This is a genomic window from Acidovorax facilis, assembly GCF_023913775.1.
GTDB lineage: Bacteria > Pseudomonadota > Gammaproteobacteria > Burkholderiales > Burkholderiaceae_C > Acidovorax > Acidovorax facilis.
Genome location: NZ_JAMXAX010000025.1, coordinates 34,325 through 50,505 on the forward strand (window position 1 = coordinate 34,325; position 16,181 = coordinate 50,505).

The 16,181-nt window shown below is 65.5% G+C and carries 13 protein-coding genes and 1 pseudogene; 1 reads left to right on the top strand and 13 read right to left on the bottom strand.

All coding sequences use genetic code 11. The features are described from left to right. Positions 1–210: 210 nt before the first annotated feature. The 9 genes from NFX52_RS10255 to NFX52_RS10295 form a co-directional block, all read right to left on the bottom strand. On the bottom strand, positions 211–1,038 hold the full coding sequence (locus tag NFX52_RS10255) for a phosphodiesterase (protein WP_207401972.1): 828 nt from the start codon (positions 1,036–1,038) through the stop codon (positions 211–213). A gap of 37 nt (positions 1,039–1,075) precedes the next feature. After that, positions 1,076–2,137: an ABC transporter ATP-binding protein gene (locus NFX52_RS10260; protein WP_055401490.1), complete on the bottom strand. Its 1,062-nt coding sequence runs from the start codon at positions 2,135–2,137 to the stop codon at positions 1,076–1,078. Further along, positions 2,127–2,924, bottom strand: a complete 798-nt coding sequence (locus NFX52_RS10265) for an ABC transporter permease (protein WP_055401492.1) — start codon at positions 2,922–2,924, stop codon at positions 2,127–2,129. Before NFX52_RS10265 ends, NFX52_RS10260 begins: the two co-directional genes overlap by 11 nt. An 8-nt stretch (positions 2,925–2,932) precedes the next feature. Beyond that, complete coding sequence (locus NFX52_RS10270; protein WP_156358838.1) at positions 2,933–3,766, bottom strand: ABC transporter permease; 834 nt, start codon at positions 3,764–3,766, stop codon at positions 2,933–2,935. Positions 3,767–3,784: 18 nt separating this feature from the next. Beyond that, positions 3,785–4,798, bottom strand: a complete 1,014-nt coding sequence (locus NFX52_RS10275; RefSeq protein WP_055401494.1) for an ABC transporter substrate-binding protein — start codon at positions 4,796–4,798, stop codon at positions 3,785–3,787. A gap of 17 nt (positions 4,799–4,815) precedes the next feature. After that, positions 4,816–5,835, bottom strand: coding sequence for a LacI family DNA-binding transcriptional regulator (locus NFX52_RS10280; protein WP_207401973.1), 1,020 nt, complete (start codon positions 5,833–5,835; stop codon positions 4,816–4,818). 159 nt (positions 5,836–5,994) lie between these two features. Continuing rightward, positions 5,995–6,498 carry a signal peptidase II gene (gene lspA / locus NFX52_RS10285; RefSeq protein ID WP_055401498.1) on the bottom strand — a complete coding sequence of 168 codons (504 nt, stop codon included), beginning with the start codon at positions 6,496–6,498 and terminating at the stop codon, positions 5,995–5,997. Then, positions 6,498–9,377, bottom strand: a complete 2,880-nt coding sequence (ileS, locus tag NFX52_RS10290) for an isoleucine--tRNA ligase (protein WP_055401500.1) — start codon at positions 9,375–9,377, stop codon at positions 6,498–6,500. Before ileS ends, lspA begins: the two co-directional genes overlap by 1 nt. Positions 9,378–9,486: 109 nt before the next feature. After that, the gene (locus NFX52_RS10295; protein WP_055401502.1) at positions 9,487–10,536 is read right to left on the bottom strand and encodes a bifunctional riboflavin kinase/FAD synthetase; all 1,050 of its coding nucleotides are present in this window, start codon (positions 10,534–10,536) and stop codon (positions 9,487–9,489) included. A 167-nt stretch (positions 10,537–10,703) separates the two neighbouring features. Between NFX52_RS10295 and NFX52_RS10300 the strand changes: the two genes are divergently transcribed. Further along, positions 10,704–11,261, top strand: coding sequence for an HNH endonuclease (locus NFX52_RS10300; protein WP_055401504.1), 558 nt, complete (start codon positions 10,704–10,706; stop codon positions 11,259–11,261). Between the two features lie 413 nt (positions 11,262–11,674). Here NFX52_RS10300 and NFX52_RS10305 read toward each other — a convergent pair. The 4 genes and pseudogenes from NFX52_RS10305 to NFX52_RS10320 form a co-directional block, all read right to left on the bottom strand. Further along, positions 11,675–13,070: pseudogene (locus NFX52_RS10305) on the bottom strand (alpha/beta fold hydrolase). A gap of 88 nt (positions 13,071–13,158) precedes the next feature. Continuing rightward, positions 13,159–14,274, bottom strand: coding sequence for an acyl-CoA dehydrogenase family protein (locus NFX52_RS10310; protein WP_055401508.1), 1,116 nt, complete (start codon positions 14,272–14,274; stop codon positions 13,159–13,161). 12 nt (positions 14,275–14,286) lie between these two features. Further along, positions 14,287–15,468 carry an acyl-CoA dehydrogenase family protein gene (locus NFX52_RS10315; RefSeq protein WP_008905006.1) on the bottom strand — a complete coding sequence of 394 codons (1,182 nt, stop codon included), beginning with the start codon at positions 15,466–15,468 and terminating at the stop codon, positions 14,287–14,289. A 45-nt stretch (positions 15,469–15,513) separates the two neighbouring features. Beyond that, on the bottom strand, positions 15,514–16,181 hold a 668-nt coding region (locus tag NFX52_RS10320; RefSeq protein ID WP_252635627.1), incomplete at its 5' end, for a YceH family protein.

Sequence of the window (16,181 nt, forward strand, 5' to 3'; positions counted from 1 at the left end):
TTCTGTGCCCGTAGGCGGCGGCAGGCGGGGAGGCATGAGCCTGGCTGCTCGGCTTCCGGGATGAAGAGCGCGCAGAAAATACTGCGGCACCCGGACCATTTGTCACAAAACTGACATATAAGCATACTCCTGATTGAGGAGTTGTGCAGCGATGACCCTGTCGCGGCTGGGTGCTCGGCGGTGGAGGTCTTGTCGCCAGGGCCCGTTTTTTCAGTCGATCAGCTGCCCGCCGTCATGAAACGGGTAGGGCCCCGCGTATTGGCCGCTGGCCACGGTGTGGCTGACCAGCCACCCCCCCGCAGGCAGGGCGTGCAGCGCAAAGCCGGGCGGCTCCAGCATCCAGGCCGACGCGGCGTTGGGCGCCAGGTCCAGCCGCACCTGGTGCGCGGGCGATGGCACGGTGGCCGCGATGGTGCCGCCAAACCGCACCTGGATGGCCCGGTGCAGGTGCCCGCAGATCACACGCTCCACCTGCGGGTGGCGGGCCACGATGGCTTCGAGCGCATCGGCGCCTTCGCGCAGGCCGATGTCGTCCATGTGGCCAATCAGCGTGCGAAACGGTGGGTGGTGCATGGCGATCACCACCGGGCGGCTGGTGTGGCGTGCCAGCTCTTCCTCCAGCCATTGCAGGCGCTCTGTGCACAGGCTGCCCTCGCTGGCGCCGGGCACCACGGTATCGAGCGCGATGAGCTGCATGCCGCCCACCGGCACGCTGTACTGGATGAAGCCCTCGGACCCCAGGTAGTGGTGCTGCGGAAAGCTCGCGCGCATCTGCTCGCGGCTGTCGTGGTTGCCGGGCAGCAGGTACACCGGCATGTTCAGCGGCGTGAGCAGGGCGCGCAGGTGCTCGTATTCGGCGGCGCGGCCAAAGTCTGTCAGGTCGCCAGTGATGACGGCGGCATGGGGCGCCTGCGGCAGCCGGTTCACGCTGGCCACGGCCTCGGCCAGATAGGGCGCGGTATTGATGCGGCCATAGGCCAGGCGGCCGGGCTCGCGGATGTGGGGGTCAGACAGTTGGAGCAGCAGTGTGGTGGTCATGGCTAAAAGGCGTGCAGGCGGGGTAGGGCTGGCTGGGTCAGTCGCTGGTTTCGTGGCAGGGCATGAGGCGCTCGGGGGCGATGCGCACGCCCACGGTGTCGCCCGTGCGGGCGGGGTGGTCGCGCGGCACATCGGCCATCAGCGGGGGCTGGTCGGCCAGGGCCAGAACCAGTTGCACGCGGTCGCCCAGAAAGCTGCGGCGCGTGACTTCGGCCTGACCCCAGCCAGTTTGAAGGGCCGACACCTCGATGTCTTCAGGCCGCACGAGCAAGGCCGTGTGGGCCTGCACGGCGGCAGGGCAGGGCAGAGGCAGCCCACCCAGCATCAACACGGCCTGGGCGCTTGCGGCGGCGTCCCGCTGGAGCCGGTTCACGCGGCCCAGAAACTGCGCCACAAAGGGGTGGGTGGGCGCGCGGTACAGCGTCTCGCCATCGCCCACCTGCACGATCTGGCCCGCGTGCATCACCGCCAGGCGGTCGGCAATGGCCAGGGCTTCCTGCTGGTCGTGGGTGACATGGATGGCGGTGATGTGCAGGCGCCGCAGCAGGTCGGCCAGCTCGTCGCGCAGAGACTCCTTGAGCTTGGCATCCAGCGCGGTCAAGGGCTCGTCCAGCAGCAGCACGCGGGGGCGCACCGCCACGGCGCGGGCCAGGGCCACACGCTGGCGTTGCCCACCGGAGAGTTCAGTGGGGCGCTTGTGCTCCAACCCTTGCAGGCGCACCAGGTCCACCAGCTCGCCCACGGTGCGGCGGCGCTCGGCCTCGGGCACGTTGCGGATCTTGAGGCCGTAGCCGATGTTGGCTGCCACCGTCATTTGCGGGAACAAGGCGTAGTGCTGGAACACCATGCCGATGCCACGCTGCTCGATGGGCAGGCGCGTCACGTCGGTGCCGCCAAAGGCAATGCGGCTGCCTTCATCGGGCGCCTCCAGCCCGGCAATCAGGCGCAGCAGTGTGGTCTTGCCGCAGCCCGATGGCCCCAGCAAGGCGACGACCTCGCCGGGCTCCACAGTGAGGTCGGTCGGCCGCAGGCCCCGCGTGCCATCAGGGTAGGTTTTGGCGCATTGGTTTATCTCCACGCGCGTGCGTTCAAGTTCCATGGTGTTTTTCGATCAGGGTGCCGACGGCCTGCAGGCCCCACAGCACGGGCAGGATGACGATAAGAAAGACCAGCGTGTAAGCGGAGCCGATTTCGATGCGCATGGACGCATAGCTATCGGCCAGACCTACGGGCAGGGTGCGGGTCAGCGGGGTGTGCAGCATCCATGTGAGGTTGAATTCGCCCACCGACAGCGTGAACACCATCAGGCTGCCTGCCACGATGGCGGGCAACACGGCGGGCACCAGCACACCCAAAAAGCGCTGCCCGAAGCTGGTACCCAGCGAGCGTGCCGCTTCTTCAAGCGAGAGCAGTTCCTTGCGCTGGAATGCAGCGCCCACGGTGCGCACCATGAACGGCAGGGTGAACACCATGTGCCCCACCAGGATGAACGCAAAGCTGGTGCGAAAGCCTTGCAGCGTGCCGTAGGCCAGGATCAAGGCCAGCGCGCTGGCCAGGCCGGGCACGGCCACTGGCAAGGTCAGCAGTTCTTCAAACAGGCGTGCGGCGCGCGAGCGGCTGCGTGCCAGCGCATACGCGCAGGGAACGCCCAGCAGCAGATTGCCCAGCACACACAGCAGCGCAAGGCCCAGCGACCAGCCCACGGTGCCACCGTACAGGTCCCACACCTCGTGCAGCCATCGTGTGGTGAGCCCGCTGGAAATGCCAGTGCTGTAGTTGTTGACGAGCCCCGCCATCACCGACAGCGCGATGGGGGCGAGCATGAACGCCGCCACCAGCGCCGTGAGCGCCAGCAGGGGGGAGGAGGCTTGTTGGGTCGTGCGCATGGTGGTGGTTACGCCCCGGCAGCCGGTGCCGGGCCCGCAACACGGCGGGACAGCCACAGCACCACCCAGGTGATGAGCCCCAGGGTGATCGACAGGCTGGCGGCCAGTGCAAAGTTGGCGTAGTTGGTGAACTCGTTGTAGATGGTGATGGGCAGCACCTCGAACTTGCTGGACAGCGTGAACGCGGTGCCAAACGCGCCCATGGCCGTGGCGAACACAATGGCCCCGCACGACAGCGTGGTGGGCGCCAGTTCGGGCACCCATACGTCGCGCACCACCCGCCAGCGCGGCGCGCCCAGCGAGCGGGCGGCTTCTTCCAGCGCCGCATCCATGGCCCCGGCCGCCGCTGTGTAGGTCGCAATGGCCCGTGGCAGTGAGAAGTACAGATAGGCCAGGAACAACCCGGCCAGGCCGTAGGCAAACGTGATGCGACCCAGGCCCAGGGCGTCTGTCAGGTCGGCCACCAAGCCTTGGCGGCCACCGAGCAAGATCATGAAAAACCCGATGATCACGCCCGGAAACGACAGCGGCAACGTCAGCAGCGACAGCAGCAGCTGCCGCCCTGTAAAACGGTGCCGCGCCAACGTGATGCCCACGGCCGCGCCCAGCACCAGGGTGGCCAGCGTCACCGCCAGGGACAGCCCCAGTGTCTGCAGCAGGCTTTGCAGGTAGCGCGGGTGGGTGAGCACCACAAAGTAGGTCTCCCAGCCCTTGCTGGCGGGCAGCGCAATCAGCTGCACGATGGGCAGCAGCCAGAACGCAGCAAAGAACGCCACGGCAGGTGCGGTACACGCCAGCAGCAGCGCGCGGGATGGAGCAAAGCTGTTGTGGCGCATGTGCATCTCTCCAGCTCGCCCGGCTTACTGGGCTTCTTTCAGGTAGCGGTCCGAGAAGGCCTTTTGCACTGCGGCCATCTTGCTGTAGTCCACCGTTTTGGCGCGCGCGTATTCGCTGGCAGGCAGGAAGCGGGCCTGCACCTCCTTGGACATGGCGCTGGCGCGCACGGGGCGCAGGTAGGCATGGGCCCACAGCCCCTGGCCTTCGTCCGACAGCACAAAGTCCAGCACCTTCTTGCCGTTGTCGGCGTGCGGCGCATTGGCCACCAGGCTCATCACGTAGGGCACCACCACCGTGCCTTCGGTGGGGATCACAAACTGCACATTGGCTTTGTCCTTGTACTTGGCGCGGTAGGCGTTGAAGTCGTAGTCCAGCAGGATCGCGATCTCGCCCGACAGTACGCGGGCGTAAGACGTTTGCTTGGGAACGATGGGCTCGTTCTTCTGCAGCGCCTTGAAGTAGTCGATGCCGGGGCCGAAGTTATCCAGCGTGCCGCCGCGCGCCTGGTTCACGGCCACAGCGCCCACATAGCCCACGAAGGCCGAGGCCGGGTCCAGGTAGCCGATGAGGCCCTTGTAGTCGGGCTTGAGCAGGTCGGCCCACGACTGCGGTACGGGCTTGCCCTTCAGTGCATCCACATTGACCATGAAGCCCAGGGTGCCCGAGTGGATGGTGAACCAGTGGCCTGCGGGGTCCTTCAGACCGTCGGGAATCTCGGCCCATGCTGCGGGTTTGTAGGCGGCCACCACACCATCCTTTTGCGCCTGGATGGCGAAGGTCACGCCCAGGTAGGTCACATCCGCCACGGGGCTCGCTTTTTCTGCCACCAGCTGGGCCAGCGACTGGCCGGAGTTCTTGTTGTCTGGCGGCACGGTGACGCCGGTCTTGGCCTTGATGGCCTTGATCTGGCTGCCCCAGTCCGCCCATTCGGGCGGGCAGTTGTAGCAGATTGCGTTTTGCGCCATGGCCGTGGCACCGGCGGCCAGGCCCCAGGCCAGCAGCGTGGCGCGGGTGAAGTTTTTCAGGGTGGTTTTCATCGATCAGCTCCTTGGGTTCAGGTGGGGGGAGGAACAAGGGAAAGTGGGGGCGGCGCGCAGGACTCGCCGGTGCGAAATTGGTGCGCCAGCGTCAGGCCCATGTCGGGCCCCAGCGGGCTGCCGCTGGCCACGGCCTGGGCCAGCAGCTCCACGCTGTGGCGGCCGATGTCGGCATTGGATTGCACCACGGTGCTCAGTTGCGGAGTGAGGTCTTGCCCCAGCGCAATGCCGTCGAAGCCCACCACGCTCAGGTCGCGCGGCACCGCCAAGCCCGCCAGGTGCGCGGCGCGGATGCTGCGGATGGCCAGCAGGTCGTTGGAACACACCAGGGCCGTGGGGCGGACTTGGCTGTTCAGGGCTTCGCCCAACACCTCTGGCGCAGCGGCCACGAAGGGCACCTGCAACACAGGCTGGGCCCGCAGGCCTGCCTGCTCCATGCCGCGCGCGTAGCCCCGGCAGCGTTGTTGCGCGCGGTCGGAGGCGCTGAGCAGCCCGCTGACCATGGCGATGCGGCGGTGCCCCAGAGTGGCCAGATGGGTCACCACGTCGGTCACAGCCAGCTCGCTGTTCACCGACACACAGGGGTGATCGGGGTGGTGGTTGTAGGCCAGCACATAGGGCAGACCCGCCTCGGCCAGCCGCTGCAACGCGGTGGAAGTGGCGGGGTTCGAAACCACCAGGATCATCCCGTCTACGTTGCCCGCCAGCAGCAGGTTCACGGCGCGGTCTTCCTGGTCCAGGCGGTAGTCGGTGGTGAACGGCGAGATGGCGTAGCCACCCGCTACGGCGGCCTGGGCAATGCCTTCCAGGCATTCGGCAAACACGGGGTTGGTGAGTGTGGGCAACACCACGCCCAGCACGCGGCTGCGCTGGGTGCGCAAGGTGCGCGCGCTGGCGTTGGGCAGATAGCCCAGGGTGCGGGCGATGTTCTCCACATGCTCGCGCGTGGCCGGGGCCACTTTGTCAGGCAGGTTGAAAACACGCGACACGGTGGCAACTGACACACCGGCCTCGCGGGCGACTTCCAGAATGCTCATGGCAGTTTGGTGCAATACGTTTTATGTAAACGTTTACATTGCAACCGCTGACCGTGACATGCGCATGACACGGCATGCGATAAGAGCAACTGGCGCTACAAAGCAAACAGCCCGCACGAGGCGGGCTGTTGCAAGGGTTGCAGGGGGATGCCGGTGGCGTCAGCGCTCGCGCCGCACGCGAAGCAGCTCATCCAGAATAAGGCATGCCGCCCCCAGCGTGATGGCCGAGTCCGCCACGTTAAATGCCGGAAAGTGCCAGCCGCTCATATGGAAGTCCAGAAAGTCCACGACATAGCCGTGCATCAGCCGGTCCACCACATTGCCCACCGCGCCGCCCAGAATGCTCGACAGCGCAAAGCCGAAGAGCTTTTGCCCCGGGTGGGCACGCAGCTGCCACACGATGAAGATCGTGGCTGCCACGCCGATGCCGGTGAACAGCCACCGTTGCCAGCCCCCCGCGTCCGACAGGAACGAAAACGCAGCACCCGTGTTGTGCGCCCGCACGATGTTGAAGAAGCTGGTGATGAACGTGGAATCGCCCAACTGGTAGTGGTTGAGGATCAGGGTCTTTGTGATCTGGTCGACCACCACAAGCACCACAGCCCAGGCCAGCCAGGGCCACATGCTCGCGCCGGAACGCCCGGCCTGCAATGTGCGGTCCATCAGGCGTGCTCCCGGCTCTCGCCGTCGCCGTAGAGGTTGCTGGTGCAGCGGCCGCAGATCGTCGGGTGGGCGGCGTCCTGCCCTACATCGCTGCGGTAGTGCCAGCAGCGCTCGCATTTGGCATCAGAACTGGGCTTGACGCTTATCTGTAATGCGCTACCAGCTACCAATTCAATAGCAGATGTGATGAACACGAACTTGAGGTCATCGCCCAGGCTGGCCAGCAGCGCATGGTCTTCGGGCGCCGCCGTGAGGGCAACGGTGGCCTGCAGGGACGAGCCCACCTTGCCATCGGCGCGCAGTGCTTCGATCTCCTTGTTCACCGCATCACGGATTTCGCGGATGCGCGACCACTTGGCCAGCAGGCCTTCGTCGGCACCGGCACCCACGCCTGCCACGTTGCCGTAAGTCTCCAGGAAGATGGAGTCGGAGTTGCCAAACACCTTCCACGCCTCTTCGGCCGTGAACGACAAAAACGGCGCCATCCAGCGCAGCATGGCGTGCGTGATGTTGTAGAGCGCGGTCTGCGCGCTGCGGCGGGCCAGGCTCTTGGGTGCTGTGGTGTACAAGCGGTCCTTGAGTACGTCCAGGTAGAACCCGCCCAGGTCTTCCGAGCAGTACAGCTGCAGCTTGGCGACCACGGGGTGGAACTCGTACACCTTGTAGTGCGCCAGCACCTCGGCCTGGAACTCGGATGCGCGGGTGAGCGCGTAGCGGTCGATCTCCAGCATCTGGTCGAACGGCACGGCGTCCTTGGCCGGGTCGAAGTCGCTCACGTTGGCCAGCAGAAAGCGCAGTGTGTTGCGGATGCGGCGGTAGGCGTCCACCACGCGGGCCAGGATCTTCTCGTCGCCCGCGATGTCGCCGGAGTAGTCGCTGGCGGCCACCCACAGACGGATGATCTCGGCGCCCAGCTTCTTGTTGATTTCCTGCGGGTCGATGCCGTTGCCCAGCGACTTGCTCATCTTGCGGCCCTGGCTGTCCACGGTGAAGCCATGGGTCAGCAGGCCGCGATAGGGCGCGCGGCCTTCCAGCGCCGATGCCAGCAGCAGCGAACTGTGGAACCAGCCGCGGTGCTGGTCGTGGCCTTCCAGGTACAGGTCGGCCTCGGGGCCCGTGTCGTGGTGCACCTCGGGGTGCGTGCCGCGCAGCACATGGCTGAAGGTGGAGCCGGAGTCGAACCACACTTCGAGGATGTCGGTGCTCTTGGTGTAGTGGGGCGCGTCAGCCGCACCCAGGATTTCTTCGGTCGTCACGCGGCTCCAGGCCTCGATACCGCCCTTTTCCACGATGTCGGCGGCCTGGTTCATGATTTCCATGGTGCGCGGGTGCAGCTCGCCCGAATCCTTGTGCAGGAAGAACGGGATGGGCACGCCCCAGCTGCGCTGGCGCGAGATGCACCAGTCGGGCCGCCCGGCGATCATGTCGTGCAGGCGGGCCTTGCCGTTCTCGGGGTAGAAACTGGTGTGCTCGATGGCATCCAGGGCGATCTGGCGCAGCGTCTTGGCGGGCTTCATGCCTGCTTTAGTGAACACGCCTTCGCCCTCGTCCATGCGCACGAACCACTGTGCGGCGGCGCGGTAGATCACCGGCGTCTTGTGGCGCCAGCAGTGCGGGTAGCTGTGTGTGATGTCCTTGGTGGTCATCAGGCGGCCTGCGTTGCGCAAGGCCTCGATGATGACGGGCACGGCCTTCCAGATGTGCTGGCCGCCGAACAGCGGGAAGTCCGCTGCATAAGTGCCGTTGCCTTGCACGGGGTTCAGGATCTCATCCAGCGCCATGCCATGCGCGCGGCAGGAGTTGAAGTCTTCCAGGCCGTAGGCGGGCGAGGAGTGCACGATACCCGTGCCGTCGTCGGCCGTGGCGTAGTCGGCCAGGTACACGGGCGAAAGGCGGCGGTAGCCAAAGCTGCCGTCTTCGCTGGCCACGTCGTACAGCGGATGTTGGAATTCGAGGCCGCCCAGGTTCTTGCCCAGGGTGGTGGCCAGCACGCTGCCGGTGAGGCCGTAGCGCTCCAGGCACGAGGCCACCAGCGGCTCGGCCACGAGCAGGATGCGCTCGCCCGTGTCCACCAGCGCGTAGCTGATCTCGGGGTTGAGGTTCAGCGCCTGGTTGGCAGGGATGGTCCAGGCGGTGGTGGTCCAGATGACCACAAACGCGTCCTTGGCCAGTGCGGGCAGCCCGAAGGCGGCGGCCAGCTTGGCAGGCTCATGCGATTTGAAGGCCACGTCCAGCGTGGTGCTCTTCTTGTCCTGGTACTCGATCTCGAACTCGGCCAGTGACGAGCCGCAGTCAAAACACCAGTACACAGGCTTGAGGCCCCGGTACACAAAGCCGCGCTCCATCACGCGCTTGAAGGCGCGGATCTCGCCCGCTTCGTTCGCGGGGTTCATGGTCTTATAGGGGTTGTCCCATTCGCCCAGCACGCCCAGGCGCTTGAAGTCCACCATCTGCTGCGCGATCTGCTCGGTGGCGAACGCGCGGCTCTTGGCCTGCATGTCATCGCGGCTCAGGTTGCGGCCGTGTTTCTTCTCGATGGCGTTCTCGATCGGCAGACCATGGCAGTCCCAGCCAGGCACGTACAGCGCGTCAAAGCCTTCGAGCTGGCGCGCTTTGGTGATCATGTCCTTCAGGATCTTGTTGACCGCGTGGCCCATGTGGATCTGGCCGTTGGCGTAGGGCGGGCCGTCGTGCAAGATGAACTTGGGCGCACCCCGACGGGCATCCCGCAGGCGCTTGTAGATGCCTTGGTCTTCCCAGTCCTTGACCCAGCCCGGCTCGCGCTTGGGCAGGTCGCCACGCATGGGGAAGGAGGTGTCGGGCAGGTTGAGGGTGCTGCGGTAATCCGTGGAAGGAGTGCTGGCGTTGTCGTCGGACATGAGGGAGCCTTAAAAACGGGGCATTCCGGGGCAAGGCCCGGAGCAAGAACGGGGTTGGAGCGCGAAGGATGGCGGGCCCGTCAGGCGGGCGCTGCGAGAAGCAGCTCCCTCAAATTCGGTCGCGGGTGGTCTGGCGCCGGGTTTCGGTGTGGTTGGGTGCCTGGGCCGAGGCGAAGTAGGCACGCGCGTCGGCGCAGTCTTTGGCGATGCCCTTCGTCAAGGCATCCAGACCGTCGTATTTCAGCTCGTCGTGCAGTTTGTGTAGCAGTTCCACGCGCACGATTTTACCGTACGCCCCCTCGGGCCCCAGATCGGCGGGCCAATGCAGGCAATGGGTTTCCAGCAGCACGCGCCCGCCGTTGACGTCGTTCGGGTCCAGCGAGGGGCGCACGCCCAGGTTGGCCACCCCTGGCAATGGCTCGGTGGCAAGGCCATGCACCAGCACGGCAAAGATGCCGCTGGCGGCAGGCTTCCAGTGGGCAAAGCGCAGGTTCAGGGTGCGAAAGCCGTCGCCTGCACCGGCGGCGGTAGCACCCAGTTCGCGCCCGAGCTTGCGGCCATGCACCACATGGCCGCTGATGGTGTAGGGCCGTCCCAGCAGGCGTGCCGCAGCTTCCATGTCGCCTGCGGCCAGCGCCTGGCGCACGGCGGAACTGGACACGCGCAGCCCATGCACCTCGTAGCTGTTCATGCGTGCGACGTCAAAACCCTTGGCTTGCCCGGCGGCGTCCAGCATCGCGTAGTCGCCGGCGCGCTGGCGGCCAAAGCGGAAATCGTCGCCCACCAGCACATACCGGGCCCCCAGGCCACGGACCAGCACCTCGTCGATGAAGGCCTCGGGCGACTGTGCTGCCAGCCGCGCGTCAAACGGCAGCACCACGGTCTGCTGCACACCGCAGCGGGCCAGTTCGGTGAGCTTGTCGCGCAGGGTGCCGATGCGTGCGGGCGCCAGCTCGGGCTTGTGGTTGGCGCCCGCGAAGTAGTCGCGGGGGTGGGGCTCGAACGTCAGCACGCAGCTTTCCACGCCCCTGTGTGCAGCCTCGCTGTTCAGCAAGGCCAACATGGCCTGGTGGCCCCGGTGCACACCATCGAAATTGCCGATGGTCAGCGCACAGGCATTGGCAATGCCAGGGTGGTGGAAGCCGCGAAAGATCTTCATCGGTTTGTTATCTTTTTGATAGCAGCATGCGCAAGTCCATCAAGCGCAGGACGCCAATTTGTCATGAAAACGGAGTATATTGTGACCCACGGCTGGCCCCGCGCAGGGCTGCCCGCGAGACATCTGCGTTCCGATCCTTGTGTACTTTGTGTTCCAGGAGGCGTGTTTTGAAGGTCTTGAAGCTGTCAGCCCAAGGGCTGCCCCAATCGTGGATTTCGCTGGAGCAGGCGGTGATTCATTACGCCGCCGGGGAAGTGCGCTGGGAGTCTGGTGCACAGATTGCCCGGTTCCGGGGCGGGCACAACGCCATATCGGGTGAGCAGTCGGTGATCGCCATCAACAGCATCATCGGCACCAAGGGCGTGCCCAGTATCAACCCGTTCGAGCTCAAGCCCAGCCTGACCAACAGCAAGCTCTTTGCCCGCGACCGCAATGTGTGCGCCTACTGCGGCGGGCATTTTCATGAGGAAGACCTGACGCGCGAGCACATCGTGCCGTTTGCACGCAACGGCCAGGACCACTGGATGAACGTGGTCACGGCCTGCCGCCCCTGCAACCACCGCAAGGGCCCCCGCACTCCAGAGCAGGCACACATGCCGCTGCTGTATGCGCCCTATGTGCCGAGTCTGTGGGAGGACTTCATCCTGCGTAACCGGCGCATCCTGGCCGATCAGATGGAGTTTCTAATGGCGCACGTCCCCAAGTCCTCGCGTCTTTTGGCGTAGAGCGGCCAATACGACCCCACTGGCGTCGTTGCTTCGTCTTGCCGTGAGGGCCTGCCAACCCTCTTTTCGGGGATCGCGTTGCCCGACCTGGGGGTGGGATGCAAGGCGCCTGTGCGCGGCAAGGTAGGCACCTTGCAAGCGCGGGCAACGCCGCAGACGGCCTCCAGGCCGGGCAACCCGAAGGGAAGGCCCCTGCGGGCGCGCCACTCGTCGTTCCGCTCCTTACGTGTGCAAGAGCGCACGCGGCGTCGCGCGCCTAGATTGGCACGCCCGCAAGGGCCTTCGCGACCCCGAAAAGAGGGTTGACAGGCCCTTCGTACTGTCTGCGACGGAGCGCCTAGCCATCGGGGCCGTCTTGACCGCTCTTGGGGGCGTGCTGCAGGGTGCAAAGACACGGTGCAGCGCCTATTCCTTTAGTAAGTCAGTTCCAGGAACACCAGATGGCCGCTGGCAGCGGGCCAGGTCTGTCCCACCACGCGTTCGCCATTGAATTCACCCGCAATACTGCGCGCGCCGCCCGCGGGCTTGACCTTGGCAGATGCCACGCCAGCGCCAGCGGGCACGCCCGCAGGCACCGCACCATCCAGCAGCATCTTGTCGCGCGCCGGGTCCAGGTAGCCGCGCGGACGGGTCAGTGTCACCACGCTCTCGGCGCTTTTGTCGGCATCGGCCATGCGTTCTGCGCGCAGGTGGATGAGGTTGCTGCTGCGTGGAAAGCCGCTGCGGTAGATGTGGGTGGTGGCATAGCCGGGTGCGCTGATCACGAACTCGACGGGCGAGCCGTTGGGCACCGTCAGCGGTCCCCATTGGCCATCCGCACCCACGGTCTTGCGCAGCAAGGCATTGCCCGCGCGGGCGCCCGTGGCGGGGTCGGTGGCATACACCTCCAGCTGCGCGCCCGCCAGGGGGCAGGTTGTTGCTGAAGTTGCCGGTTTTGGGGTCGGCCGGGTCCACGCCCAGGCCGGTGACCTTGCCGTTGAGCACCACCTGCTTTTCAGCCGCAATGGTGGTGACCTGCGGTGCCTTGCCGGTGATGAAGCGGTAGGTGGCTTCAAACGCAGCGGGGGAGTACGACGTCTCGCGGTGGTCGATGCGCGGAATCACCACGTTGGTGGCGCCCTTGAGTTCGGGGCCTGCGGCGGTCACGTAGGTGGGTTTGCCTTTCTGGCCTATCCACAGGCCGTCGGGCTGGGCGAACTTGTCGTTGTTGTCCGAGCGGATGGTCATCCATTTCACGGGGCCGCTCACCTCGTCGCCCGCCGCGTTCTTGGGAGCATTCAGCGCTTTGAGGAAAGGGCCCGTGCCCGAGAACTCGTTGCCTTCTCGGAACCCCGGTATCGCCCACACGCCGTGGTTGGGCGTGCCGCCGAGGATCGCGTGGCTCACCGTCTTGTCGCCGCCGCCGTTGTAGATGTAGTTGCGGATGGCGTTGCCGCCGCGCGAGTTGCCCACCAATACCACTTGGCTTGCACCCGTGGCCTTGAGCACCTTGTCCACTTCGGCCTTGAGGTAGGCCATGTGCTCTGCGGCCGAGGTGCGGCCCGCCTGGGGTTTTGCGTCCTCATCACGCGACAGGGGGTAGGGCACGTCAATGGCGTGCAGGCGTTCGCGCGGCCAGCCGTTCGATTCAAACCGCCATACGGTGGTTTGCCACAGTGCGGCGGTGTCGCCGTTGCCGTGCACAAAGACGATGGGCGGCGCTTCGGCCAGGCTGGGACCCTTGGTGGCGCAACCGGCCAGGGCCAGGGTAGCTGCTGCAGCGGTTGCCAGCAGAAGAGATCGGCGTTGCAGCCAGAATTTGTTGTTCATGAAGGTGTCTCCGACAAGAAAAAATGCCCGTGGATCGGTGAATCCACGAGCATGGCATGCGAGCGTTACATGGCTGCGTCAGTTCACATCAGGCAAACACGCCTGCGGTGTCTTGCATGCGGGCGGACACTTCGCCCAGATGGTGCAGCGTGTCGCCAAAGGCCACTTCCAGCTGGGTGAGCTTCTTGAAATAGTGGCTCACGATGTACTCGTCCGTCACGCCGATGCCACCATGCAGTTGCACGGCCTGCTGGCCGACAAAGCGCATCGATTGACCCAGTTGCACCTTGGCGCGCGCCATGGCGGCGCGGCGCTCTGCGGCAGGGGCGCCCAGCTTGAGGCTGGCGTAATAGCTCATCGAGCGGGCCAGTTCCAGCTGCATCTTCATGTCGGCCACGCGGTGGCGCAGCGCCTGGAAGCTGGCAATGAACACGCCAAACTGCTTGCGCTGGTTCATGTATTCGACGGTGATGGCCACGGTCTTGTCCATCACGCCCACGGCTTCGGCGCAGGTGGCGGCGATGCCGGTGTCCACGGCCAGTTCCAGCGCGGCCAGGCCATCGGTGGTGATGAGCATGGCGGGGGCGTTGGTGAACTTCACCTCGGCGGCGCGGCTGCCGTCTTGTGTGACGTAGCCTTGGGTGGTCACGCCAGTGGCGGTGCGCTCGACCAGGAAGAGGGCGGTCTTGCCGTCCAGTTGGGCAGGCACGATGAACGCATCGGCCTTGTCGCCGGCAGCTACTACGCTTTTGATAGCTGTCAGCGCATATCCATCTTGCGCTGGGGTCGCTTTTGCCTCGCAAACATCCAGGCGGTATCGCGCCTTGCGCTCCTGCTGGGCCAGTACCACCAGGGCTTCACCACTGGCCACGCGGGGCAGCCAGGCCGATTGCACGTTGGCCGGTGCGTAGTGCGACAGCACGCTGCTGGCCATGAAGGCTTGAGCGATGGGCTCCAGAACGATGCCACGGCCCAGTTCCTCGGCCACCACCATGGCGTCGATCGCGCCCTGGCCCATGCCGTCGTGGGCTTCGGGCACGGTGAGGGCCGTCAGGCCCAGCTCGGCCAGTTCGTTCCAGGCGGCGCGGTCAAAACCACCGGCGGCCACGGCGGCGCGGCGGCGCTCGAACGTGTAGCCCTTGTCCACCCACTTGCGCACGGCGTCGCGCAATTGTTCCTGGTCGTCAGAAAAATCGAAATCCATGTTCTTGTCTCCTTAGCCCAGAACCGTCTGCGCGACGATGTTGCGTTGAACTTCATTGCTGCCACCGTAGATGGTGGTTTTGCGCAGGTTGAAGTAGGTGGACGCCAGCGGCGCGTTGGCAGTGACGCCGCCGGGGAAGTTGCCCTGCCAGCCAGCTTCCATGGCCTCTTCGATGAAGGGCATGGCAAAGGGGCCTGCGGCCAGCATCATCAGCTCGGCGTAGCGCTGCTGGATCTCGCTGCCCTTGATCTTGAGCAGACCCGCGATGTCGAGCGAGTTCTTGCCCGACTTCTCGGCCGACAGCACGCGCAGCACCAGCATTTCCAGCGCGACGATGTCCACTTCGAGCAGTGCGATCTGGTCGCGGAAGCGCAGGTCATCCCACACGCCTTCGGTCTTGGCGATGCGCTTCAAGCGCTCCAGCTCGCGCTTGCTGCGGTTCACGTCGGCGATGTTGGTGCGCTCGTGGCTCAGCAGGTGCTTGGCGTAGGTCCAGCCCTTGTTCTCTTCGCCGATCAGGTTTTCGGCAGGCACTTCGACGTTGTCGAAGAACACTTCGTTCACCTCGCATTCGCCGTCCAGCAGCTTGATGGGGCGCACGGTGACGCCCTTGGACTTCATGTCGAGCAGCAGGAAGGAGATGCCGGTCTGGGGCTTGCCCTCGGTGCTGGTGCGCACCAGGTTGAACATCCAGTCGCCATGCTGGCCCAGGGTGGTCCAGGTCTTTTGGCCGTTGACGATGTATTTGTCGCCCACGCGCTCGGCGCGGGTCTTGACGCTGGCCAGGTCCGAACCCGATCCTGGTTCGCTGTAGCCCTGGCTCCACCAGACTTCGCCGCTGGCGATGCCAGGCAAAAAGCGCTTTTGCTGCTCGGCGTTGCCAAACGCCATGATCACCGGCGCCACCATCACCGGGCCAAACGGCACGATACGGGGCGCACCGGCCAGGGCGCATTCTTCTTCGAACAGGTGCTTTTGCACGGCCGTCCAGCCGGGGCCGCCAAACTCCTTGGGCCAGCCGAAGCCCAGCCAGCCTTTCTTGCCCAGGATCTTGGCCCAGCCCTGCAGATCGTCGCGGGTCAGGCGCAGGGCGTTGTGGACCTTGTGCGAAATTTCTTTCGGTAGATTAGCTTGAACCCAGGCGCGAATTTCTTCGCGGAACGCCTGTTCTTCGGGGGTGAATGCGAGATCCATCGGTTTGTCTCCAAGTGATCCGCATTTGTAGCACGGTCGTTCGTTTTAGTCCTGTCCGGGTGGCGACATCGGCGCGGAGTCTGGGGAAATGCCCAGTTCTGTACACAGCCGCTGCACCGTGGTGCGCAGGTTGGCCACCTCTGTCTCCAGTGCGTCCACCCGCGCTTGCAGTGCGGCAGACGTGCCGGTGCTGCCACCGCCGCCACTGCTGGGGGCTGACACACCGGCGCTGGTGTCTACAGGCCCACACATCAAATGCGCCCAACGCTGCTCGCGGGCACCCGGCGCGCGGGGCAACTGCACGACCAGCGGGCCGCCCTTTTCGGCGCTGCGCTCCTGCAGCTCGTCCAGAAAAGCTTCGACCGACGAAATGTCGGCAAAGCGGTACCAGCGCTCGGCGTTGATGCGCAGTTCACCCGCCGTCTGTGGGCCGCGCAGCATCAGCAGGCCCAGCAGCACGGCCGACTGCTCGGGCACGCCCACGCCGCGCTGAAAGTTGTGTTCCCAGCGTGTGGTGCGGTTGCCGCTGCTCTCAAACGCCAGCGTCAGCAGCTTGAGCGAATCCAGGGCTTCCTGCGCCTCGGCGTCACTCAGGTTCATCACCGGGTCGCGGCTGGTTTTCTGGTTGCAACCGGTGACCAGGCCGTTGAGCGACATGGGGTAGCTGTCGGGCACGGTACGGGCCTTCTCCATCAGGGTGGCGAGCACGCGGG